Here is a 21,623-nt window from a genome sequence, read left to right on the forward strand (position 1 = left end):
AGGGGGATGCGCTAATTTTTTTGAAAAATTTTATATTATTACGTTGTTAGAACCTTTTTCAATTTGCATTATGAAAAAAACAGCTATTCCAGTCCTATTGTTGTCGTTAATTTTCGCCTGCTGCGGAGAAGACAAATCCCCCAATAACGCCCCCGAAGACGAAGAAGATATTTCAAGTTCTTCCCTATCCTCCTCAAAATCGAAAAGCAGCTCGTCTTCCAAAAAAGGCAGTTCTTCATCAAGTAAACTTTCCTCCTCCTCTACAAAAAGTTCTTCTAGTTCAAAAACATACTCCACAGAATTTAAAATTGACCCCAAAACGGTCACCAAAGGAAAATTCACCGACAAGCGCGACGGAAGAGTCTATAAAACCGTAACCATAGGCGACCAAACATGGATGGCTGAGAACCTGAACTACAAGACGAGCTCCGACAGCGAATGCGAAGCCGACTCCACAGATAAAAAGTGCGAGAAAAAAGGATTACTCTACAAATGGCAAGCCATAATCGATGCTGCTTCAGGTTATTGCGAACCCTATAGAATATGCGCTGAACCCATTCAAGGTATTTGCCCCGACGGATGGAGAATTCCTACAAGAGATGAATGGGACACACTTTTAACCCGCATCGGCATTCGAGATAAAGACGGAATAAAAATTGAAGCAGGTTATCGCCTTCGCTCAAAGGACTTCTACGGTTCTGACGTTTACGGATTTTCTGCGCTTACCGTGGAATTTTGGACATCAACAAACTTTAGAGACCAAAGAGACGACAGACGCGTTGTAACCGCAGTATTACGTGAGGACGCATACTTGTCTGGATCTGCCCAAAACTATCCAAAAGCATATCTTCGTTGCATCCAAGATACAACCCCCAAACCTGATTTAAACAACCCAGCTACAATCAGGTCTTACGACAAAAACTGCAAAGATTCGGTTTGGACCCCTAAGATTCCGCCTTGCAATATCAATGGCAAAGACAATTGCGAATACGGCGAATTTGAGGGCAAAAAAACAATAAAAATCGGAAATCAAAAATGGATGGACTACGATAAAATCGTATATCCGCTTTACGACTCACGAACATGCCCCTTGGGATGGCGAGTTCCAGACCCAGAAGATTGGAACGAACTCATTCAAAATGTCGGAGGAAAATGTTTTGCTACCAAAATGTTGGCTTCGCAAAAAGGCTGGGAAAGCGGGAATGGTTTTAACGCTTACGGATTTGACATTAAGCCGACGGGCTACTACTCCACATGGCTTGATTACGAGAAAAAAAGAGTTTCTCAAGGGCGAGAATTTTATGAAAAAGAAACAGCAACCACATTTGTCGTCAGAGACAGCTTAAATACAACATATAAGTACATGGCATATTTTTCCACAGGACGTTCGTTCTTTTTGCAATACAATGATGATTATAGTGCCAATCTTTATTGCGTCACAAGTACCCCTGCGCCGGATATCTCAAGTTCTTTCTTTAATCCAAATTTCAATTACGGAGAATTCACTGATTCTCGCGACGGGAAAACATACAAGACGACAATAATCGGTCCGCAAAAATGGATGGCTCAGAACCTGAATTACGAAAGCGATTCTAGCGTCTGCTATCAAGACTACTTTTATTCAAGTTATTGCAAATCCCTAGGACGGCTATATTCGTTCGAGGATGCTCAAAACGCATGCCCCGCAGGGTATCATTTACCATCAAAGGACGAATTCGACACACTGATGTCCTTCGGAGCCATTTACCACAAAACAAACAACTTGTTCTCGGCCTACAACTTTGGTGATGATACTTACGGATTTTCATTAGTTATGGCGGGTGGTGGAGAAGGTTCTACGTTTTTTAGTGGTTTTTACGACAAAAAACAAGCAAAAAAAATGTCTTATAGCGGTGTGGCGTTCCTTTGGAGCAGCACGCCAAAATCTGATTCTACTGCATACGGGTTATATGCGTACAAAAGCGATGTGTCTGACACTTTACATGCAAGCTATTCAAAAACATCTGGATCATGGAGAACCTACGCGTCCGTCCGTTGCTTAAACGACACTCTCTTTAACGAAGAATCCAAACAATGAGCCTCAATTCCAACCGTTTAGACGCATTCCTTTCGCACTTGGGAGTAGAGCGGAATCTTTCCCCGGTGACGATACAGAGCTACCTGGAAGACTTGAGGCATTTTATTGCTTGGCTAGACGAGAAAGGTATTGACCTCAAGGATTTGAAACCCGAAAAATTGGACGAATTCCTGACGTTTACGGCGGGGCAGGAAGAATATTCACCCACATCGGTCGCGAGGCATTTTTCGAGCTTGCGCGGGTTCCTCAAGTACATGCAGAACCAGGGCGAGTACGATTACAGCACGGAATCGATGCTTGCAACGCCAAAGCTTGGGCATTACTTGCCGCAGTACCTGACCCGTGAAGAAATCGACAGTGTGTTTGAAAGCGCCGCCAACGGCAAAAACCCGCTCCGAGATACTGCCTTGATTGAGCTGATGTATAGCGGAGGACTCCGCATCTCGGAGGCGCTAGGTATCAAACTCGCGCAAGTCGACCTCGCCAATGAATGGCTCATGCCGATTGGCAAAGGTAATAAGCAGCGTCTTGTACCGCTTGGGAGCAAGGCAAAGGAAAATCTCCGCGCCTGGATTGAAGAAGGGCGCCCTTTAACGCATCCGACAACGGACAATATCATCCTGAATGCGCATGGTAAGCCGATGAGCCGTATGGGCGCCTGGAAAATTGTGCAGTTGCACACGATGCATTTGAGTAAGCAAGTGTCGCCGCATACGTTCCGCCATAGCTTTGCGACGCATTGCCTAGAAGCGGGAATGGATTTGCGCGTTTTGCAGGAACTCCTTGGGCATGCAGACATCAGCACCACGCAAATTTACACGCATGTTGACAAAGATTTCATCAAGCAAGAACACCGCTCTTTCCATCCGAGGGTAATGACCGCACAGGCTAGACTCAAGGATGGAGCGCCCTAGGCCTGTGCTCTCGCCGACAAGCCTTGTTGATACAAGGCTCTTTCTGCTCACGGAAAAGACCGCACAGGCTCAAATCAAGGGCGGAATGCCTTAGGCCCGTGCTCTCGCCGACAAGCCTTGTTGATACAAGGCTCTTTCGGCTCACGGAAAAGACCACACAGGCTCAAATCAAGGGCGGAATGCCTTAGGCCCGTACTCTCGCTTGTGATTTGCGCAAGTATTCTTGGAGTAACGCAACGGTTGGTGTGCAGCGCCGAACCATAGGATTCATAATTTCAAAACTTTGTATATTTCTTACATGAGAGAGTCTTTAAATCGTTTGGTTGTTTGGGCATGCGCCCTGACGTTTTTTTTGAATTGTGGCGTTTGTGCAGAAGAGTCTGGCGTGCGTGATTCCGTGATAAACTTGTTTGTGCACGATTATGAAGATTCGAACTCTCCAGATTCGTTGAGTCTTGTTGAAAAATTCAGTGAAACAGAAATGCTTCGGCAGGAGCTTGATCAGGTCCAGTATCTCCGTAATGCGATGAAAAAAGCGTTGCAAGACGATAATCTTGAACGATTAAAGACTTTGGTCGATGTCGCCGAGTCGTATGAAAAGGCGTCTACTTATTTTGTAATTCATGATGATGAAAAACTTTTGCTGAAATATTTTTTAGGCGATTTTGAATCGCTCAGTGATGTGCAATTTGTGTCTCGTTATAATACTAGGCCGGATTATGCTTACGATGCGTTCTATAAAACCTTTAAGGAAAAGTTGAAAGCGGAAATCGAATCCGGAAAACTTGATGAAAAACTCAAAAGTGTTGATGATGAGAGTGACCGACTTTTTATTTATATTGTACTAAACGGTTTCTTTAAATATAATTATGATATAGCATCGTTGATTGAAAAACACAAGTTCCAGTTGAAAAAACGGGAACAGTTAGATTATCTTGTTGATGCTTTTTGGGACCGAAAGGTTGTTGATCCACTCAAGTCATATACGTTTTTCTTAGGTGGATCCTATATCGCTTTTTTAGGAAATATTTCGGATAAGGTTGAAAATGGTTTTGGCTTTTATGGAGGAACAATCTGGTATTGGAATAATGTTCATTTTGAAAGTCAAATTAATGCACATTTTAATGATGTTCGTTCCGGTGATACTCTTCATTTTTCCAATATTGGTTTGAATGTAAATGTCGGCTATTTCTTTAGGAATATTTCGTTGTTGTGTTATTTAACGACAGGTGTAGAGGCTGATTTCTACGGTGAAAATAAAAGTTACGATGATGAAAAACGATCAAGCAAGGATTCATATCAGGTTTATCCGGTGTATGGTGCAGGTATTTTATACGATATGTATTATCTTCGTTTCAGAGCGGGTGTAAAAAATATTTGGGGTGATCATACGGTGAACGCTTCTGGTTTTAGATTTTATATGTCGTTCGAGTTTGCTATACCTGTGTTAACGATGAAACCGGTGAAATTTGTTTATCCAGAGAATATGGAACGCTAATATGGTTAAGTATTTTTTTGCGATTGTTTTGACGTTGCTTTCTTATAGCTTTGCTTTCGATGATGTTGTGGTGAAGTCGGAATCAATGGCGAAAAAATTGGAAAAAGCGCCTGTCGCTTATTATGGCATGCTTATCACTAGTAATGTGTATAGTAAAGACAAATTGCCTTGGGTTCTTTTTGATAAGGATTATCCGGATGTCTATAAATCTTTTATGGAATGGTCTGAATTGAAGACTGCCCGAATGCAGCGGGACTTGGCCGACGCTCCCGAGATTCTTCGCAAAACTTTTGAACTGCGTTCGCAAAAAGAATCCAATGGTTTCTATTTAATCCATAACATTATTCATGTAGATAAAGTATATGATAAAGCGACGAGAACATGGGTGAATCCGCCACCAGAAAATTCAAAAAAAGTTTTCACTCAGTTTGCATACATGGGGCCTGACATTTTAAGAGATTCTTCTTCGTTTAAACTGATCCAGCGCGTGATTTCTGTGCCCGAATTTGATTCTGAAACTTTGAATAAGCGAATTTTCTTTTTGGATGGCGTATCTGAACCTGTTGCGTTTTTAGACTCTCCGCATCTTGAAAATGTGCAATTTTTTCCGTACCGTTTGAACTATCGAGTGGAACCGAATCAGGCAATTGAAGTTCGTAAACGCATAGAATCTCTTGTTTATGCTGGCGATTATGCAGCTGCAGTACAACTAGCGGATTCAGCGGACTTGTCGCCTCGTTCGAAAATTCTTTTGAAATACTTGAACCGTGATTATGAATTTATTGCAAATAAAGATTCTGTGTTGAATTATTTAGTGTCGCAAAGTACGTATCGTTACGAAGATGGACTTGATTTGCTTTTGAATCGAACTGCGAAACGTGATTATCGTGAAAATTTTAAATGCGATGAATTGCAAAATATGTCCGAAGTCAATAAAGACATGCTGTGTTCTGTAGTGGAGTCTATTGTTCTTGGCAAAATGCTCAATGCAATGATTGTTGGTGAGTCAAGTTTTAGTTTAGGATTGGGTTCTGATTTTGGAATTCCGTTCTTGGCGGGCGATTTCCCAGATTACAATTCGTATTTTTTCTTTAATGCGGCTCTGGATTTTAGGGTTTATGATGTCGTTTTCGGCTTTGATTTTGCAATACGTGCGCTAGATGCAAAGTGCGATTCCTGTGGCAATTTGGATTATGGAATTCATTCTATGCTGGGGTATAGATTCTTGAAGACAAAGTATTTTGAAAGTGCCGTTTTTGGTAATTTAGGTGGCGCATTTTTTGTAGTTCCAACCTCAAAAGATGAAAAAAATAAACAAGAATCTTATTTCCGCTATGGCTTGGGCGCATATGTGGATTATCTTTTCCCGAGTCTTGTGGGTAAGACCATGCCTGAGGGAGATCCAATAGCGGGACGAATTGCAATTCGTTTGAAGGCTGGATTTCATAATATGAAAGCTTCGAAATATGGTCATTCCAATGGTATCTCTCCGTATATATCGCTAGGCTTTAGGTTGCGCGGTGATGTTGTCAAACTTTGGAATCGCTAATGTTTTTTACTAAATTTGATGTCTAAAATTAGCTATGAAACACCTCTTCGCTTTATTGTTGCTAGCCTTGTCTTTGGGGGCCTCGGTTGCTTTTGCCGGGCCTCTAGAAACCCTGAAGGGTTCTCCGTTTGCACATGACGGTTTGTTTGCGAATGCTTCGATGGGCCTTGGCTATGCTTCTTTTGAAAATGCTGATGGCGAAGAAACTCTGAGTGCCTATGGATTTGGCATGAGACTTCATGGCAAGCTTGGTTTTTATTTCATTCAAAATCTTGCGTTACATGCCAATATAGGCTATGTGATGTATTCCAATTTCCGTGATGCGCGTTATGGACTTCCTGTTTTCGTGGACCATGAATTTTATGTGCTGAGTTCTGTATTTGTGGGAGCGGGCGTCACGTATTATGTGCCCGAATGGAGCAACATGTTCTTTAGTGGTGCGCTTGGTGTAACGGGTTACAGAATCGATAACCGTAGGTACTACGGGACCACAGGGCTTCGTGCATTTACTTTTGATGTGGAAATGGGCAAGGACTGGTGGGTGAACGAATATATTACTTTGGGTGTGTCACTGGTGTTCAACTCTGGAGACTATTGGTCTGATGACGATGGCGTGTTTCGTTCGTCATCGTTCATGCTGATGTTTTCTGTATCGTTTAATTAGTGGGTCCCAAACGTCATTCTGAGGCCTTAAGGAACGTTTCTGTTATTTTTTTTTGAAAAAAAACGCCCTCGATTTGCGATCGAAGGCGTTTGGTTTAAATTCTAGTAACTATAAACTAGTAACTTATAACTGCGCCAAAGGCGCTATATTATCGTTCCAGCTTAAAGTATACTGCCGCAAGCGGCGGAAGCTTAATGTTCAAGCTCCACTCACGATTCTGCCACGGAATGTCCTGTGTCCAGACTTCGCCGAGGTTTCCGACGTTTGAACCGCCGAACATGGCTGCATCGGTGTTGAAAATTTCTTTCCAAGCACCGCGGGCCGGAGCTCCAAGACGGTAGTCGTTGCGAACAACCGGTGTAAAGTTGAATACGCACAAAATCATATTGCCGTGGTCATCTTTACGGACAAAGCTTACGATGGAATTGTCTGCATCGTCGCACCAGATCCATTCAAAGCCGGTGTAGTAATGGTCGATTTCCCAGAACGGGGCATTTTCCTTGTAGATGTGGTTCAAAACTTTCATCATCTGCAAGACCTTGCCATGGCTATCCCAGCTGACCAAGTGCCAGTCGAGCGAACGCTTTTCGTTCCATTCGCGGAACTGCCCGAATTCGTTGCCCATGAAGTTGAGTTTTTTGCCCGGATGTGCGTACTGGAAGGCGTAGGTGAGGCGGAGATTTGCGAACTTCTGCCAGTTGTCGCCAGGCATCTTGCCGAGCATGCTGCCCTTGCCGTGCACCACTTCGTCGTGGCTGAAAACTTGTATGAAGTTTTCGCTGTAGGCGTACACCATACTGAACGTGAGCTGGTTGTGGTGGTACTTGCGGTGGATCGGTTCGTGCTGGATGTAGCTGAGGAAATCGTTCATCCAGCCCATGTTCCATTTGTAATGGAAGCCGAGGCCGCCCTGCTCAGGCGGGCGCGTGATGCTCGGGAAGCTTGTGGATTCTTCAGCAATCAAGATTGCATGCGGAGTCAAGCGGCCCATGATGCTGTTCAAGTGCTTCAGGAATTCCAGCGTGTCGTAGTTGATGTTGCCGCCATCCTTGTTCGGAACCCATTCTCCCGGACCTTTACCGTAGTCGAGATAGAGCATGGAGGCTACAGCGTCCACGCGGAGACCGTCGCAGTGGAATTCCTTGAGCCAGTACATGGCGTTTGCAATGAGGAAGTTCTTGACTTCGTTACGGCCGAGGTTAAAGATGTATGTACCCCAATGCGGGTGTTCGCCCTGACGCGGGTCGGCGTGCTCATAGCAGGCGGTGCCGTCGAAACGTCCGAGTGCGTGTGCGTCCTTCGGGAAGTGTGCCGGCACCCAGTCGAGAATCACGCCGATTTCGTTCTGGTGGCAAAGGTCCACAAAGTGACGGAACTGGTCCGGTGTACCGTAACGGCTGGTGGGCGAGTAGTACCCCGTCACCTGGTAGCCCCACGATTCGTCGAGCGGGTGTTCTGCAATCGGCAAAAATTCAACGTGGGTGTAACCCATTTCCTTGAGGTAAGGAATCAAGCGTTCCGAAAGTTCGTCCCAGTTGAGGAAACGGTCCGGATTCGCCGGGTCGCGGCGCCAAGAGCCAGCATGGACTTCGTAAATGTTCATCGGCGAACCGAAGACCTTTGTCGCCCAGTGTGTCTTCATGTAAAGATCATCGCCCCATTCGTAACCGTCGAGGTGGGTCGTGATGGATGCTGTTGCCGGGCGGACTTCGGCGAGCTTTGCAAGCGGGTCCACCTTGACATGCAAGTTGCCGTCTGCTCCGTGAATTTCGAAACGGTAGAGTTCGCCTTCGCCGAGGTTCGGAATGAAGATTTCCCAGATACCGCTAGAGCCGAGCATGCGCATTTGGTGACGGCGTCCGTCCCAGCTGTTGAAATTGCCAACGACAGAAACGGCTTGTGCGTTCGGAGCCCATACGGCAAAATGGATGCCCTTGAATCCTTGATGTTCAACGATGTTGGCGCCGAGCTTGCGATAGAGTTCGTAATGCGTGCCGGTTGCAATCAAGTGGCGGTCAAATTCGGAGAGGACCGGAAGGAATGCGTAAGGATCCACCAAGGTGTATTCGTTGCCGTCGTCTTGTTTGATAATCAACTTGTAGAAGAACGGTTCGAATTCCATATCGAGGATTGCTTCGAAAAAGCCCGTGTTGCCGAGTTTGACAAAGTCGAATTCTTCGGTTCCATCGCAAGATTCGCCGCGAACGAAGCTCGCTTGTGGCTGGTAGGTGCGGATGACTGTCTTTATTCCTCGGTCTGTTTCGAGGGGGTGTATGCCTAAAATTGAAAAGGGGTCTTTTGTCTTGAAATCCCAGATAGCCTGCATGTTTTCTGCGGTCAGGCTGGTAAAATCATTCAATTCCATAAATCTTCTCACTTAGTGTTTTAGTGAAAAGAAAAATAAAATAAAAAGACATAAAATGTGGAATGTTGCGAAAAAAACTATAAGAATTTGATACTGGTCAATGGTCGATGCTCTTTAGTCAATATTCAATGGTTGTTTGAACTTGGAATAATACGTCGTTCCTCTTTGATGCATGACTTTTGCGGTTATCCAATACGAACGCAATCGTTCGTGCAGTCTAACCTTGTTTGTCATTCTCCGTTAGGAGAATCCATAATTTCTTGTTTTATGGATCCTTGCCTTCGCGGGGCTCATCTTTGCTCTGCCCACAGCATTCTGCCAACTAGCTACTTTCTACAGTCTTTACTACATTTGCCCACAACAGGAGGTCCCGAATGGCTGTAGCTATGGAAGAAAATGCGAATCCGGTGAAGTTTGAAAAACTCTTCAAGGTAACGCCCGAGATGATTGACGAAAACAAGCACATGAACAATGTGTGGGCGGTGCAATGGGTTCAGGATATTTCGATTGCTCATTCCGATTCTGTCGGAGCAACAGATTTGATGTACCAGTTAGGATGTGCTTGGATGATCCACACGCAGTTTGTGGAATACAAGAACCAGGCTTTCTTGGGTGATGAAATCCGTGGAACAACGTGGGTGGCAAGTTACAGCAAGGTGATGAGTGTTCGCAAGTGCCGCTTTGAACGTGTTTCCGATGGCAAGGTTGTCTTTGAATCCGAAACGCAGTGGGTCTTGATGGATCCAAATAGGGGACGGCCTTTCGCCATCCCGCAAGAAATCAAGGACCGTTTCCAGATCAAGTAATTAGAAGCCTATGCTCGCTTGAACCATGTAGATTCGGTTTTCGTCCTGACCGGTGTAGTAGCCGCGTTCTTCGCCCCAAGTTGCTGCTTCAACCGAGAAGAATCGCAGGAGCTCAATTCCGATACCGGCAGACGGATAACCGCCTCTAAAACCGCCTGCAAGACGCAAGACGAGAAAGCGGATTTCGTTGTTGAGGCCCGGGAAGGCGGCGATGTTCTGTTCTATTTCAAAACCGAAGTTCAGGTGCGTAAAGAACTTGTAGTTGCGTTCGTTATTGAACATATCGGCAAAGTCAACAGCCACGTTGAACTTGCGTCCGAAACCTGAGTTGCTGTTCATGAATTTCGGGCTGTAGTTTGCGCCAATCGTAAAGTTTGGAATGAGCGTTTCATCGGCGAGTGACTTGAAGTAGATGTCGCGGAGCGATGCTCCGAAACGTATTTCGCGGTTGAACTGGTAGAGTACGCCCAGGTCTATGCCAAACGAGAATGTCTTCGAATCAAAGAAATCGTCCGTGCCATCGCCTAGCTGTTCTTTAAGGGTATCTGCAATAGTATTATAGTTGGCAAGGCCGATTGTAACCATGTTAGTCTTGTGACGCTTGACGATTTTTCCTCCCAAACCGACAGAAAGTTGATTTGGAATGATTTCGTAAGCACCTCCCATTTGGGCGACTGCATCAATAATGAATGTATCGACGACAACATAGGGGAGGATGAGACCTGCATCGATGTATGGCGCTACGCTTCCGTTCATCCAGAAGGCTGCTCCGAAGTTGTGGAACGCCAATTCTGCATCAAACTTCACTCTAGCTTCCAACGCCTTGTGGTCGTACGAGTTGATTGTCTTGATGTACTTCGGATTTTTGACAAGTGAATCGAGAATGGCGCTTGTCGTGCTTGAAATTTGAGGATGGTTGAATGTTATTGTATTGGCGTCTTTTTGGGCGTCTCGGAATAAGTCCTGAAGATCCTTGACATCGCCATACGTCGAAAGGAATGCAAAAATGTCGCCTGCACCACCAAACGTAACGCGTGCATCGCCAATCCAGTTGCGAGGGTAATAACCTTGTTCCGGGCGCTTGTCATAGTTGCCGAGTCTGTTAATTTGGGTCAGGCCTGCATAGTTGTAATGGAGGGCTTCTTTGTCATCGACTACTGCAACATGGGCTCCACCCATGGATTCTGCACGGAGCGAAAAATGTGTTGGAGATTTTGCTGTAGCTATTCCAAAAGCGCAAGCGATAAGTACAAGTATTGTTAGTTTATTCATTCTGCGTTCCTCCCATTGAACCATTGGAGGAATTGTTCTTCGCTGTAGTACTTCCAGCAACCACCGACCATTCTTATGCGTTTTTGCAAGTTGTACTTGATGTTGTTCACATCGGTATCGTGACGAATGAGTTCTTTGTTCCTGATTTTTTCGTCAAGGTCGCTGCCTGGGAAAAATAAGTCAATAGCGAATTTGAGCAAGTGGTTGTTTTTCTCGTCGCGAACATTCGGGTCGCGATAAACGAAATGCCATTCCGCTTCGTCCAAGGGTTGCCAAGTTGCTTCGGGAATGGAACGGTCTTCTGGTCCGAAAACTCCGTTCATGTTGATATCGACGGCTTGGTAGCTTCCGATAAACTTAAGCGAATCAACTTGAGCTTTGGTGAGGTCGTATGTTTTTGGATCCATTCCCTGTGCGATGAGTTCGGCGTAGTTTCGCGGCTTTCTCATCAAGACTACGGTGCGGTAGTCGCGAGCGTCTTCATCGACTTCTCCGTCACCGTCGTTATCGTAATTGTCAACAATTTCTTCGTCAACGCAACCGTCGCCATCGTCATCGATGTGGTTGCCGAATTTGAAGAACACGTCGTTACGGTCTTCACCAACGGTTTGGGCTCTTTCGTTCAGTTCTATGACTGTGTTTGCAAGCCCCACAGAAAGGTCTGCGTAATCTTCATCATCGAAATCATCACGTGTGGAGTCTGGCAAATAGGCCTTGATAATTTCGGAGGCTGTTTCCGGTGACGATTTAATGGCTTCTGCGGCTGCGGCTATATCGTTGAGGAATGGCTTTAGGCTATCGCCAAGTTCGTTCAGCGCATTGAGGTTCACCATCATGCCTGAATTGTCTGCCGAGATTACTGATGTAAGCTGCGTATGCATTCCCCTGATGCGAATTGCCGCCTTGGAAAGTTGGAGAATCGTGTAGCTATCGGCAATGTCTTTGAATTGGATTTTTTTATCGGTTTTATCCGTTGTGTCAAGAATGATGAACTTGTTGAGAAAAATCATGACGGAATCGATTCCTTTCGAAATGGAATCTGCTTTTTCATCGCTCATATCGATGAATCCGTTGGAGCTCTTGCCGTTCTTTTCAGTCCTTTGTGCGTAAGAAGCGAGCTCGAATACATTAAGCCCTTCTTGCATTTTTAGGACGGATTTACTGAGGCCAACCCACGCTTCGGAATTGCCTGAGTCCGCCCGGATGGCTTTGTTAAAATATTTGCGTGCGGCATCGTAGTTTGAGTTTTGGTATTCCAAGTAGCCATCGAGAGTAAGTGCTTCTGTGTCGTTGTTGTCGGCGTCGCGGCTACCGGTTGGGTGGAACAGATTACAGCCAGCAAAGCCTAAAGACAAAGCGAGAGCAGCAAGCCACATCCATTTGCCATGCGAAGATTTTCTCATACTGCCATTCCTGAAGAATATTTTTCTATTACTCCATACATTAAAATAACATCATTCTTTTGAAAATGAATATCTTGCTTTTTTTTATTGTCGCTTTTTACGGTATTCTCGTAAAAAAATATATTTGCGCTCGATGAATGCTTATAAAGAGTATTTTCCGACCAAGGCTTACCGCATTGCAGAAATGCGTCTTTCCTCCCTGCTCAGGGTTGAGAGGGATCGTCTAGATTCTATTGCTGCGGCGTTGGGGCGTGAGTCGGCTATTGGTCCCGACAACTTGCGGGAACAGTTGCCCGAAATACTCAAGTTCACTGAGGCATATCATGCAGCCTATGACCAATATCTAAAGGCTGTACTTGTCCAGCAACCTCGCCCTATCCAGTGCAGGCCTGCATGCGGAAATTGTTGCCACCACTACCCGATGTCGGTGGAACCTTTTGAACTGATTTTCATGTACAGCGAACTGCGCAAGAGGGACGACCTCTTGTCTTTGATGGAATCGTGCCAAATGCGTTCGGACAAGTTCGAGTCGCTTTTTGAATCGCGCAAGAGCGAAGGGCTTTCTGAAGATGACGCCGAAGACAAGGCGCTCCACGATTATTTCTCGTGGTGGAAATCTTGCCCGTTCTCCGATGGCAAGGGCGATTGCTCGGTCTACCCGTTGCGGACGGTTTCTTGTCGTATGTACTTTAGCGAAACGGACCCCGCTTATTGCACGCCGGATATGCTCCAGACCGAAAAAAACGATAGCTATATAGTTTATATGCCAGATGTCGTCGAGGATGCCGTTTACGGGATCTCGGAACATTATGCAGCGCTCGATTTGCCGGAGAGTTTTTTTGGCGGACTCCTGGCGCTGAATGGCTATGAAGGAGTCTTGGGCGCGTGAATCTGAATGATGGACAATTGGACTTGTTCGGATTTGTCCCGGCAGAAACTTTGCCCGAAGTCAAGCCTCCGTCGCCGGACTGCTCCCAGAATGGGCTTGTACACTTTAAGTACAATCCGTTGATGAAAAAAAGCATCCGCTGTAAAGGCGGGTTCTTGTTCGGGCACCCGGAAGTTTTGCTGCCCGCTTATATGAAGGCACCTGAGTTTGCGGCTGCTCGTGAACTCGCTGCTGAATGGGCCGAACATGCGGTGCGCCGCAAAACGCAAAAGAACAAGGCTGCCATCAAGGATTTGGTAAGCCGTTTTTGGCAGGCGGTCGATCAGATTTTTTCAGATAAAGGCGAAGCGCCTCTTGCAAGCAAAGGTCGTTTGCCGCCGATCCGTCCGCAAGGTGTGCATCACAATTTGACCGATGTGCTTGCTGCAATCAACAACACCTATTTTGACGGAACGCTCACGTGCCGTATCACTTGGAGCAACCGCGTGGGCGGACTCAGTTTCCACTCTGTACGCAAGGATCCGGTGACGGGCGAGGATTTTCACCTTATTAGCATTAGCCGTGGGTACGACGCTGCGAATTGTCCTTTGTATGCAATTGCAGGTGTCGTTTATCATGAATGCCTGCATATCGTGATTCCTGTCGAGGAACGCCAAGGGCGCCGCATTGTTCATGGGCGCGAGTTCCGCCAGCGCGAAAAACGCTACATTTATTACGATGAATGGATCAAGTGGCACAAAGAAGTGCTGCCGCGAAATATCCGCGCAATGAGGCACCACAAGGCTCTTTAGAATTTAGCTCGCTTCGCTCTTAGAACTTTGGTTCGACAGGCTCACCAACCTTTAAGGTCCCTGAGCTTGCCGAAGGGCCAACTAAGTTCTGCCAACTAAGTTCTGCCAACTTAATTAAATATGTCATGAATTTTCTGGAAGAACAGACTCAAGACGCCTGTGGAGTCTCCGTTTTTTTCAAGGGCGTGCTCTGGAGTGTGTACGACAATCACGGATTCGTTCTTGTCGTAGGGAATCGAGAAGTCGATGGAATTGCTGCGTTCTTCGGTGATGCTCATGGCCGCGATGCAAAGGTCTGTCTTTTCATTCACGAGCGACGGAATCAAGATATCGAAGTTCATGTCGGCAAATTTGATATTCTTGTTGAGCATCTTGCCGATTGTGTACATGATGTCGATATCGATTCCCGAAAGTTCGCCCCACTGGTAAAATTCATAAGGCGCATATAGCGCTTCGGTCCCGACAATAAGCGTGTCGCTTCCGACCCAGTCTTGTTGCATGACTCTGACGGCAGACCTGCTTTTAGACCATTTATCCTTGATTCGTTGGATTTCGCCTTTCTTTTCCAAAACTCTGATGCATGAATCGATCCTTGTTTTGAGGGGATTGTTTTTCCTCATGGCAATCCCAAATTCATCCTTGCTCAAGCGGTCCTTCAAAATGGAAAATTCTGAATGGTGTTTGAGGATGGCTTCTGCAACAGAGTAGTCTACAGCAATGGCATCGAGGTCCCTTTCTTCTAATGCTTTTGTCATTTCAGGGATATTTGCGAAATACTGGAGGCGTGGGAGTTTTATCAACTGTTGCACTTGTTCGTCAAGAGTGGCTCCCGTCTGTACACCAACAGTTTTTCCAGATAAGTCGGCAAGCTTGTAGATTTCATCGGACTTTTTGGGTTCAAGGTAAGTCATCTTGGGGACTTTGCTCAAGGAAACTTCTTTGTCGAAATCGCTTTTGCGGACAACGAAAGCTGTTTTGCCGATGTAATAGGGCTTTGAAAATTCGATATCGCTCAAGACGCTTTCAGCTTTGGTGAATGCCGAAATAATGAGGTCCGCTTCGTTGTTTTTGAGGGCTGAGACTAGCTTGTTACGTTCCGTTCTGACAATCTTGGTTTTGATGTTGAGCTTGTCTTCGAGAAGTTTAGAGATATCGATGTCGATACCTACAATTTGACTTCCGTTGATGAACGAAAATGGAGGAACGTCGGCTGAGGTTGCTATTCTCAGGACCTGCTCGGATTCGCTTTCCTTGGTGCTAATAAGTGGATTGGTTTTGGAGTTTTCGTTCCAGTGCTCGTTGAGTTCGGCCAAGGTTCCAGCCGCGTTTAAGCTGTCGATAAACTTGTTGATAATCCCCTTGAGGTTGGGAATAGAGCTGTGTTTGTTCATGCCGATAACGATTTCTTCGGTGATGCCGATATCGTTGGGGATGTAGCTAAGCCCGCTCATGCTGTCGTTAAAGGTGTGGGTGAGGATGGTTTCGTTGTAGGCGAGCGCATCGATTTCCCCGACTTGGAGTGCAAAGTAGGCGGTAATCAAGTCCGAATACGGCTTGATTTGTGCTTTGGGAAGCGTTTTTTCAATAGATTCATGAATGCCGGATGATTGCTCGACTCCAACAATGCATTTAGGTGAGTTTGCCTTGGAAGCGGCTGTCAGTTGCTTATTGTAAGTTCCCTTACAGCCTGTATTTATTGCCAAAAACGCACCGATAATAAAATTGAATATTACATAACGTATTTGCATATGTTAAATGTAAGAAATTTAAATAAAAATGCAACAAAAACATAATATTATTCAAATAAAATGTGACCGGCGTTAACCGGTCACCGTTGCAAAAGCAAAATTTTTTTTTCGTTTAAAACTCTGGATAGCCGTCTTTCAAGCTTTCGTTATAGTGCGCGCGTTCACCACCAATGAATTTCGGTCGGGTGCGGGCCGCGATTATCATGGCCTTGCCGATGTGGTTTTGCTTTAGGCGCACGGGCACGGCGACTTCGCGGAGGTGCATGCCGATAAGGGTCCCGCCGATGTCGATTCCTGCGTTTGCCTTGATATGTTCGAGCGCTACGGGAGCCTTGAAGCTTGCGTAGCACGCGGTAGCGAAGGAGCCACCAGCCTTTGGCTGGGGAACGACATTCACGATTTCGGCGTTCGGGACGGCTTCGTGCTCGATGATAATGGCTCGGTTCAAGTGTTCACAGCATTGGGCCGCGATATAGATGCCTTGCGCTCCGAAAATGCTTTGAAGCCCTTCGTAAATTGCTTTCCCGACTTCCGGGACGGAATGGCTACCGACTTGGTTGCCTAAAGTTTCGCTGGTGCTGCAACCGACAACGACGATATCGCCTTTTTTGAGTTTCGCCACTTCGATAAGTTCTGCCGCGACGTTCTTGGCATCGGACTTGATTTGTTCAACAATACTTTTGTCGTCAATTTCGTAAGTAATACCCGCCATCGATTTAGCTCCTGCTGTTTTTTTTTTGCCGTTAAAGATAAATTTTTTTTGGATTTTGTGCAAAAAAAGGCTGATTTATGGCAAAAAAATGAAAGCGTTCTGCCCAAATGCTTCTATTGCAATGTATATTGTTAATATATTGTGTGATTTGGTAATGTAATGAGTGACGAAACAGACTACTCCTCGAGCGTTATAGGCCTTGATCGAAAGAAAATCAAGGATTTCTTTTTGCGGAAACTTCCGGAAATGAAGGAAGCGGTTATTGATGCTATTATTGAAATTTTACCAAGTGTTCCGCACTATCAAGAAGAAAACGATCACTTTACGTTTAGAATTATCATGGGGAACGGAAATCCGCCCATGGGCTGGAACCGCCGTATTTATGATTTTTCGGGTGATTCTCTAGAGAACTTGTTCAAGGAACGTGTCAAGGCGTGTTTGAAGGACGTTATTCATTTTTGCAAGAGCGGTTGTGACCTGATTATCCAGCAGATGCCCGCCCGAGAAAAGGCGGAAATGTCTATCCAGGTGGGGGTGTTCCAGTCGGATTTGGGTAATGCTGGCGAAACGGAACGCGCTCTTCTCGAAAAAGGCTTTTTGCTAATCGAGTGCGTGAACCGTTCCAAGATTTGCATCAATTCGCATACTTCCACTGGCGTGAGCGACCATTTGCTTATCCGTTTTGACTTGGATGAAAATGAATTTTCGGACAATTTGCAAGATAAGGATTTGGATTCGTATCCGAAGGGATTCTGGGCCGGCTTGTTCTCGCAAATCAAGAGGGAAGTTCATGGCACCATTTGCTTGTTCGTAGATCCGTCCTGGAAAGGCAATGAAGACGAAAACTTTGACGCCGGAAAGATAGTCATCGAAGACTACAAGGAAATGCAAATCAAGCCGGATTCCATGCTGGATTCGCAATCGTACCGCGATTTGTACGAACAGAATTTTATTCGTAAGATGTTCATCTCGATGCTCAATTACGATGGCATTACGGTGATTGATACGAGTGGCTGTGTCCGTGCATTCCACTGCTTTGTGTCTATCCATCGAGGAAAGTTTACGTCGGGTGGTGCAAGACACCGTGCTTATAGGGCCTTGGCCAATTTGTTTAAGGATAACGAATATTATAAGGCTCTTTATTTCCAGTCGCAAGAAGGAAACATCAGGTTCTATCACAAGTTCCGTGTTTCTCCGGCGTTTGATTCTGCGGTGATGGATGATTCCGGGGACGAACAGGATAATGTTAAGGCAGTATCGCCCAATGCGGATCATGTGGATGCAAAAACGGCATCGCTTGCTTCGGCTGTCAATGCGGGCGTTACTGAATCTTCTAGTATTGATGAGACGGCTCCGTTGTCGGAATTCCTCAATCGCTTGCGCGATGCGCACTTGGGTATTGACAACTTCTACAATGAACCTAAACCAGCCGAAGATTTGTACAACGCCACTCTCGAAATGACGGATGAATCCTGGGGACGCGTCAATGTGGAACGTATTGTTAACGTGCCGCTTATTTGCTTGATCGGTAACTCGTACGGTTATTCGACGAACGCTGAACCGTTCCTCAAAAAGATACTGGAAAAAATCCCGAATTCCGTTTGGACGATTTACTTGAACAACAAGTGCTACGAGGACTCTTCGCTTTCTTCAACGCTGGGGAGCAAGAACCAGGAAAGCCAGTGGTCCAAGCTCATGAACGAGACCGGCCCTGACGATGCCAATGCAGAAAAGTATGTGACCGATGAATTGGCGGAGCACATCAAGACTGTCTATAAGCACGTGAGCAAACAGTTCGCCGAGAAGTTCGAAGAAGAACGCAACCTCTGGGAAAATTTGTTTAAGGGATACTAGAACTTAGAACTTAGCTCGCTTCGCTCTTAGAACTTAGAGCTTTGGTTCGACAGGCTCACCAACCTTTAAGGTCCCTGCCTGTACTGAGCAAGGTCGAAGTAAGCTTGCCGAAGGGCCAACTAAACTCTGCCAACTAAACTTTTTCGGTTGCTTTCTTTTCCTTGTAGAACAGATACACCATCCACACAAGTCCTGCGAGGATCATCACGGAGCAGAGGGTTTGACCGCGGCTCATGCCAAAGAGATCCACGCGTCCAAGATGGGCGTCCGGCTTGCGGAAAAATTCAATGAAGAAGCGGAATAGACCGTAGCCCATTAAGTAAAGGCAAGGAATCTTGTCGTGAAGTTTTGGAATTTTGCGTAAGTTGTACAAAACGATGAACAACACAACGCCTTCGAAAATCATTTCGTAAAGCTGGCTCGGGTGGTGGAGTATCGGGTTCGCGAGAGTGCTGTCGTGGGCGAGCGGGAACCACATACCGATAGCGCTAGTCGTTGCTTCTCCGAAAAGTTCACCGTTGATGAAGTTGCCCCAGCGGCCCCAGGTGTAGGCAAGCGGTGCGGCAAGCATGGCTAGGTTTAATGTTTTCCAGACGTCGAGCTTGTTGCGCTTTGCGCCGATGCAGAAAAACAAGATGCCCAAAATAAGTCCACCGTGGTAAGACATTCCTGAAATCCCGACAAAGTGGCTGCCGAGTTCATCGTGCGTAAACGGCAAGATGATTTCGAGGGGGTTCGAAAGATAGTAGCCCGGTTTATAGAAGAAAACGTAACCGAGACGGGCGCCGAGCAAGATGCCTGCGATAATCCAGGTGAATATGTTATCGAGCTGTTCCTTGGTGTAACCCAGTTTTTCTTTCTCGCTGATTTTCCACATGGTGAGGTAGGCGGTCACGAACGCAAAAATGTACATGACACCGTACCAGTGGACTGGAAAACCAACGAAAGGAATCGTGAAGGCTATTCCGTCGAAGTAAGTCGGTATTAAGTTCCACCAAGATAATTCCATAATGTTCCTGCTTCTTTTGTGTTCAAATCTAAATTATTTTTTTTGTTCGAGGTTTTGGTGCGCCCAATAGTTGATGACTGTTGCTGCGACCTGCGTTGCCGGTTGCGAACGAATTTCTTTGTGCATCTGCATGACGATGACGACAATGGATTTGCTCGGGTTCGCCCTGGATTCGGCAAATCCCATGAACCAGTCGTAACGGCCTGCAGGATCTTTCCCGTCGAGCGAGCCAGTTTTTCCGCCGAGGCGGAGCGCTTCGAAGTTTTTCTTTGCCATGTTCTTTGTGGACATGTGCTTGTGGGCTGTGCCTTGCGCTACTGATCGGAGCATGGATTCGCGGAGACCATAGTAGGTGTTTTCAGTGAATTTTCCGATGTCAAGCGCGAGTGACCGTTGCGGGGCGAATGGCGCCATGTCGCGAGCCCATGGGATTTGGAGCGGCTTCTTTGTGAGGATAGCGCGGACTTGCGCTGCGGCAAGAAGCGGCGTGAGTGTTGTCGATGTTGTAAAACCGCAGGCGACTTCGGCAAGGCCGTAGCCTGTGTCCGGGGCGGTGTAGCTCGATGCGTTCGGGGCGTTGCCCGGGAAGCGCTTGTTGTAACCTAGCTTTGCGGCGGCAGAGAGCAGGCGCTTTGCGCCGACTGATTTTCCGACGATGGCCATCGGCGGGTTCGCGGAGCGGGCAAACGCTTCGGAAAGTTCCATCGTGGGGCCTTTATATTTTTCGGGAACGCGGAGCTGGTTCAAGTAGAGCGTGTGGTGGCGCCCCATCATCGGGATACGTGTGTTGAGCGAATAGCGGTTGCTTTCCATGGCGGCGGCGATGGTTACAAGCTTTGCAAGGGATGCCGCGGGGAAGGTGGGACGCCCAATCCAGTCGGGCCTGTTTTGTATTTTGCCGTCGCGGCGTTCACCCCAGGCAATGATTTCGTTTGTCTTTGTATCGACGACGAGGATGATGCCCAAGTCCGGGTGGTAGCGACGTAATAAAATGTCAATTTTTTCAGCGAGGAAGGGATTCTTTTGCGACTTGATGTGGAGCGTGTCGCGGACGTTGTTTGTGCTGCCTGCGGTTCCGGTGCTGTCGAGAGACTTGTCGAAGTCGTTGTCTTCGATTCCGGTGAGGGCGGCAAGTCCGTTGGGGTTTTCGCTAACAATGGAATCGAATGCGTTTGTGTCGCTAAAGTCGGTTATAAAGGCGGCTGTGTCGGCTAGCGAATCTATGGCTAGCGCTGTCTCTTGTTTTTCGACGGTTGGCGCTACCTCGTCTTTCGTGGAACAATGAACAATGGCTACAATAATCAATATAAGAACGGTAATCGCGATGGCGCGGTTACGCATTCTTTGTGCGTAGGGGAGTCTTTCCATGGAGTTACTTGAAGAATGTCTTTCTGTAGTAAGCGAGTTCGGCAATACTTTCGCGGATGTCGTTTAACGCTTCGTGGCGCTTTTCTTTTTGAAATTCTTCGAACTCTGGATACCAGCGGAACGTGAGTTCCTTGATGGAGCTTACGTCAACGTTTCGGTAGCAGAGCCATTCCGAAATTTCGGGCATGTATTTGTACAAAAAGCGCCTGTCTTGCGTGATGGAATTTCCGCAAAGGAGGTTCTTTGTCTTTTCCGTGAAGGGCTTGATAAAACGGAGCGTTTCGAGTTCGGCGTCCTTGAGGGAATACTGCGAACGGCGGCAACGATCGACGAGCCCGCTTTGATTGTGGTGTCGCGTGTTCCATTCGTCCATGCTTTCAAAAACATTTTCTGGCTGGTGAATGGCTATGACAGGCCCTTCGGCGAGAATGTTCAAATTGGCATCGGTAACAATGGTTGCTATTTCGAGAATGACATCTTTTTCAGGATCGAGACCGGACATTTCCAGGTCCATCCAAACTAAATTTCTAGAACTTTTGGCCATACGCGCGAATAATAGCATTTTTTTGATATGTCGTTCCCGCCTCTAGACTTGTCGTTCCCGCCGGAACCTGTCCTGAGCGTAGTCGAAGGAAGCGGGAATCTCCATTCCTGACATGAAAATTTCACTGTTCCAAGTTGCAAGAACGTCTTAAAATGAAATC

General features: G+C 46.4%; 18 protein-coding genes. 9 read left to right on the forward strand and 9 right to left on the reverse strand.

Annotation, left to right across the window (positions count from 1 at the left end; translation table 11 throughout):
* Nucleotides 1–30 precede the first annotated feature (30 nt).
* Nucleotides 31–318 carry a hypothetical protein gene (locus HUF13_RS17355; RefSeq protein ID WP_304039044.1) on the reverse strand — a complete coding sequence of 96 codons (288 nt, stop codon included), beginning with the start codon at nt 316–318 and terminating at the stop codon, nt 31–33.
* On the opposite strand from HUF13_RS17355, the gene HUF13_RS09295 reads away from it, so the two are divergent.
* The 5 genes from HUF13_RS09295 (at nt 308) to HUF13_RS09315 (ending at nt 6,702) form a co-directional block, all read left to right on the forward strand.
* Nucleotides 308–2,077: an FISUMP domain-containing protein gene (locus HUF13_RS09295; RefSeq protein WP_304039040.1), complete on the forward strand. Its 1,770-nt coding sequence runs from the start codon at nt 308–310 to the stop codon at nt 2,075–2,077. The two genes, HUF13_RS17355 and HUF13_RS09295, sit on opposite strands and share 11 nt — an antisense overlap.
* Nucleotides 2,074–2,991, forward strand: a complete 918-nt coding sequence (locus tag HUF13_RS09300; protein WP_173474861.1) for a tyrosine recombinase — start codon at nt 2,074–2,076, stop codon at nt 2,989–2,991. The genes HUF13_RS09295 and HUF13_RS09300 overlap by 4 nt, the downstream gene beginning before the upstream one ends.
* 298 nt (nt 2,992–3,289) lie before the next feature.
* Nucleotides 3,290–4,489, forward strand: coding sequence for a hypothetical protein (locus tag HUF13_RS09305; protein WP_304039021.1), 1,200 nt, complete (start codon nt 3,290–3,292; stop codon nt 4,487–4,489).
* Between the two features lies 1 nt (nt 4,490).
* Nucleotides 4,491–6,038, forward strand: coding sequence for a hypothetical protein (locus HUF13_RS09310; protein ID WP_173474862.1), 1,548 nt, complete (start codon nt 4,491–4,493; stop codon nt 6,036–6,038).
* 34 nt (nt 6,039–6,072) lie between these two features.
* Nucleotides 6,073–6,702, forward strand: coding sequence for a hypothetical protein (locus HUF13_RS09315; protein ID WP_173474863.1), 630 nt, complete (start codon nt 6,073–6,075; stop codon nt 6,700–6,702).
* Nucleotides 6,703–6,850: 148 nt separating this feature from the next.
* Here HUF13_RS09315 and glgB read toward each other — a convergent pair whose 3' ends face one another.
* Nucleotides 6,851–9,067, reverse strand: a complete 2,217-nt coding sequence (gene glgB / locus HUF13_RS09320) for a 1,4-alpha-glucan branching protein GlgB (RefSeq protein WP_173474864.1) — start codon at nt 9,065–9,067, stop codon at nt 6,851–6,853.
* Nucleotides 9,068–9,441: 374 nt separating this feature from the next.
* On the opposite strand from glgB, the gene HUF13_RS09325 reads away from it, so the two are divergent.
* Nucleotides 9,442–9,873 carry a thioesterase family protein gene (locus tag HUF13_RS09325; RefSeq protein ID WP_173474865.1) on the forward strand — a complete coding sequence of 144 codons (432 nt, stop codon included), beginning with the start codon at nt 9,442–9,444 and terminating at the stop codon, nt 9,871–9,873.
* Here HUF13_RS09325 and HUF13_RS09330 read toward each other — a convergent pair whose 3' ends face one another.
* Together HUF13_RS09330 and HUF13_RS09335 are read right to left on the reverse strand one after the other, a co-directional pair.
* Nucleotides 9,874–11,145 carry a hypothetical protein gene (locus tag HUF13_RS09330; protein WP_173474866.1) on the reverse strand — a complete coding sequence of 424 codons (1,272 nt, stop codon included), beginning with the start codon at nt 11,143–11,145 and terminating at the stop codon, nt 9,874–9,876.
* Nucleotides 11,142–12,548 carry a tetratricopeptide repeat protein gene (locus tag HUF13_RS09335; protein WP_173474867.1) on the reverse strand — a complete coding sequence of 469 codons (1,407 nt, stop codon included), beginning with the start codon at nt 12,546–12,548 and terminating at the stop codon, nt 11,142–11,144. Before HUF13_RS09335 ends, HUF13_RS09330 begins: the two co-directional genes overlap by 4 nt.
* A gap of 133 nt (nt 12,549–12,681) precedes the next feature.
* Between HUF13_RS09335 and HUF13_RS09340 the strand changes: the two genes are divergently transcribed.
* The gene (locus HUF13_RS09340; RefSeq protein ID WP_173474868.1) at nt 12,682–13,437 is read left to right on the forward strand and encodes a YkgJ family cysteine cluster protein; all 756 of its coding nucleotides are present in this window, start codon (nt 12,682–12,684) and stop codon (nt 13,435–13,437) included.
* Entirely contained in the window at nt 13,434–14,228 is a 795-nt protein-coding gene (locus tag HUF13_RS09345) for a hypothetical protein (RefSeq protein WP_304039023.1), read from the forward strand. The genes HUF13_RS09340 and HUF13_RS09345 overlap by 4 nt, the downstream gene beginning before the upstream one ends.
* 110 nt (nt 14,229–14,338) lie before the next feature.
* Here the strand turns inward: HUF13_RS09345 and HUF13_RS09350 are convergent, their stop codons facing one another.
* Together HUF13_RS09350 and HUF13_RS09355 are read right to left on the reverse strand one after the other, a co-directional pair.
* The gene (locus HUF13_RS09350) at nt 14,339–15,931 is read right to left on the reverse strand and encodes a transporter substrate-binding domain-containing protein (protein ID WP_304039025.1); all 1,593 of its coding nucleotides are present in this window, start codon (nt 15,929–15,931) and stop codon (nt 14,339–14,341) included.
* A 157-nt stretch (nt 15,932–16,088) separates the two neighbouring features.
* Nucleotides 16,089–16,688 carry a TIGR01440 family protein gene (locus HUF13_RS09355; protein ID WP_173474870.1) on the reverse strand — a complete coding sequence of 200 codons (600 nt, stop codon included), beginning with the start codon at nt 16,686–16,688 and terminating at the stop codon, nt 16,089–16,091.
* Nucleotides 16,689–16,847: 159 nt separating this feature from the next.
* Here HUF13_RS09355 and HUF13_RS09360 point away from each other — a divergent pair, with 159 nt between their 5' ends.
* Nucleotides 16,848–18,542, forward strand: coding sequence for a hypothetical protein (locus HUF13_RS09360; protein WP_173474871.1), 1,695 nt, complete (start codon nt 16,848–16,850; stop codon nt 18,540–18,542).
* Nucleotides 18,543–18,675: 133 nt separating this feature from the next.
* On the opposite strand, the gene lgt is transcribed toward HUF13_RS09360, so the two are convergent.
* The 3 genes from lgt to orn are packed head-to-tail and all read right to left on the reverse strand — an operon-like array spanning nt 18,676 to nt 21,463.
* Nucleotides 18,676–19,551 (reverse strand): prolipoprotein diacylglyceryl transferase, encoded by an 876-nt coding sequence (gene lgt / locus HUF13_RS09365; protein ID WP_173474872.1) that lies wholly within the window; start codon nt 19,549–19,551, stop codon nt 18,676–18,678.
* 33 nt (nt 19,552–19,584) lie between these two features.
* Nucleotides 19,585–20,919 (reverse strand): penicillin-binding transpeptidase domain-containing protein, encoded by a 1,335-nt coding sequence (locus HUF13_RS09370; protein ID WP_173474873.1) that lies wholly within the window; start codon nt 20,917–20,919, stop codon nt 19,585–19,587.
* Nucleotides 20,920–20,923: 4 nt separating this feature from the next.
* On the reverse strand, nt 20,924–21,463 hold the full coding sequence (orn, locus tag HUF13_RS09375; RefSeq protein ID WP_173389213.1) for an oligoribonuclease: 540 nt from the start codon (nt 21,461–21,463) through the stop codon (nt 20,924–20,926).
* Between the last annotated feature and the right edge of the window lie 160 nt (nt 21,464–21,623).

The sequence above is a fragment of the Fibrobacter succinogenes genome (assembly GCF_902779965.1).
Classification (GTDB): Bacteria; Fibrobacterota; Fibrobacteria; order Fibrobacterales; family Fibrobacteraceae; genus Fibrobacter; species Fibrobacter succinogenes_F.

Excerpts from the sequence above, each read along its gene's own strand:
- HUF13_RS09300 (WP_173474861.1), top strand. The coding sequence starts at position 2,074 with ATGAGCCTCAATTCCAACCGTTTAGACGCATTCCTTTCGCACTTGGGA.
- HUF13_RS09305 (WP_304039021.1), top strand. The coding sequence starts at position 3,290 with ATGAGAGAGTCTTTAAATCGTTTGGTTGTTTGGGCATGCGCCCTGACG.
- HUF13_RS09310 (WP_173474862.1), top strand. The coding sequence starts at position 4,491 with ATGGTTAAGTATTTTTTTGCGATTGTTTTGACGTTGCTTTCTTATAGC.
- HUF13_RS09315 (WP_173474863.1), top strand. The coding sequence starts at position 6,073 with ATGAAACACCTCTTCGCTTTATTGTTGCTAGCCTTGTCTTTGGGGGCC.
- glgB (WP_173474864.1), bottom strand. The coding sequence starts at position 9,067 with ATGGAATTGAATGATTTTACCAGCCTGACCGCAGAAAACATGCAGGCT.
- HUF13_RS09325 (WP_173474865.1), top strand. The coding sequence starts at position 9,442 with ATGGCTGTAGCTATGGAAGAAAATGCGAATCCGGTGAAGTTTGAAAAA.
- HUF13_RS09330 (WP_173474866.1), bottom strand. The coding sequence starts at position 11,145 with ATGAATAAACTAACAATACTTGTACTTATCGCTTGCGCTTTTGGAATA.
- HUF13_RS09335 (WP_173474867.1), bottom strand. The coding sequence starts at position 12,548 with ATGAGAAAATCTTCGCATGGCAAATGGATGTGGCTTGCTGCTCTCGCT.
- HUF13_RS09340 (WP_173474868.1), top strand. The coding sequence starts at position 12,682 with ATGAATGCTTATAAAGAGTATTTTCCGACCAAGGCTTACCGCATTGCA.
- HUF13_RS09355 (WP_173474870.1), bottom strand. The coding sequence starts at position 16,688 with ATGGCGGGTATTACTTACGAAATTGACGACAAAAGTATTGTTGAACAA.
- HUF13_RS09360 (WP_173474871.1), top strand. The coding sequence starts at position 16,848 with ATGAGTGACGAAACAGACTACTCCTCGAGCGTTATAGGCCTTGATCGA.
- lgt (WP_173474872.1), bottom strand. The coding sequence starts at position 19,551 with ATGGAATTATCTTGGTGGAACTTAATACCGACTTACTTCGACGGAATA.
- HUF13_RS09370 (WP_173474873.1), bottom strand. The coding sequence starts at position 20,919 with ATGGAAAGACTCCCCTACGCACAAAGAATGCGTAACCGCGCCATCGCG.
- orn (WP_173389213.1), bottom strand. The coding sequence starts at position 21,463 with ATGGCCAAAAGTTCTAGAAATTTAGTTTGGATGGACCTGGAAATGTCC.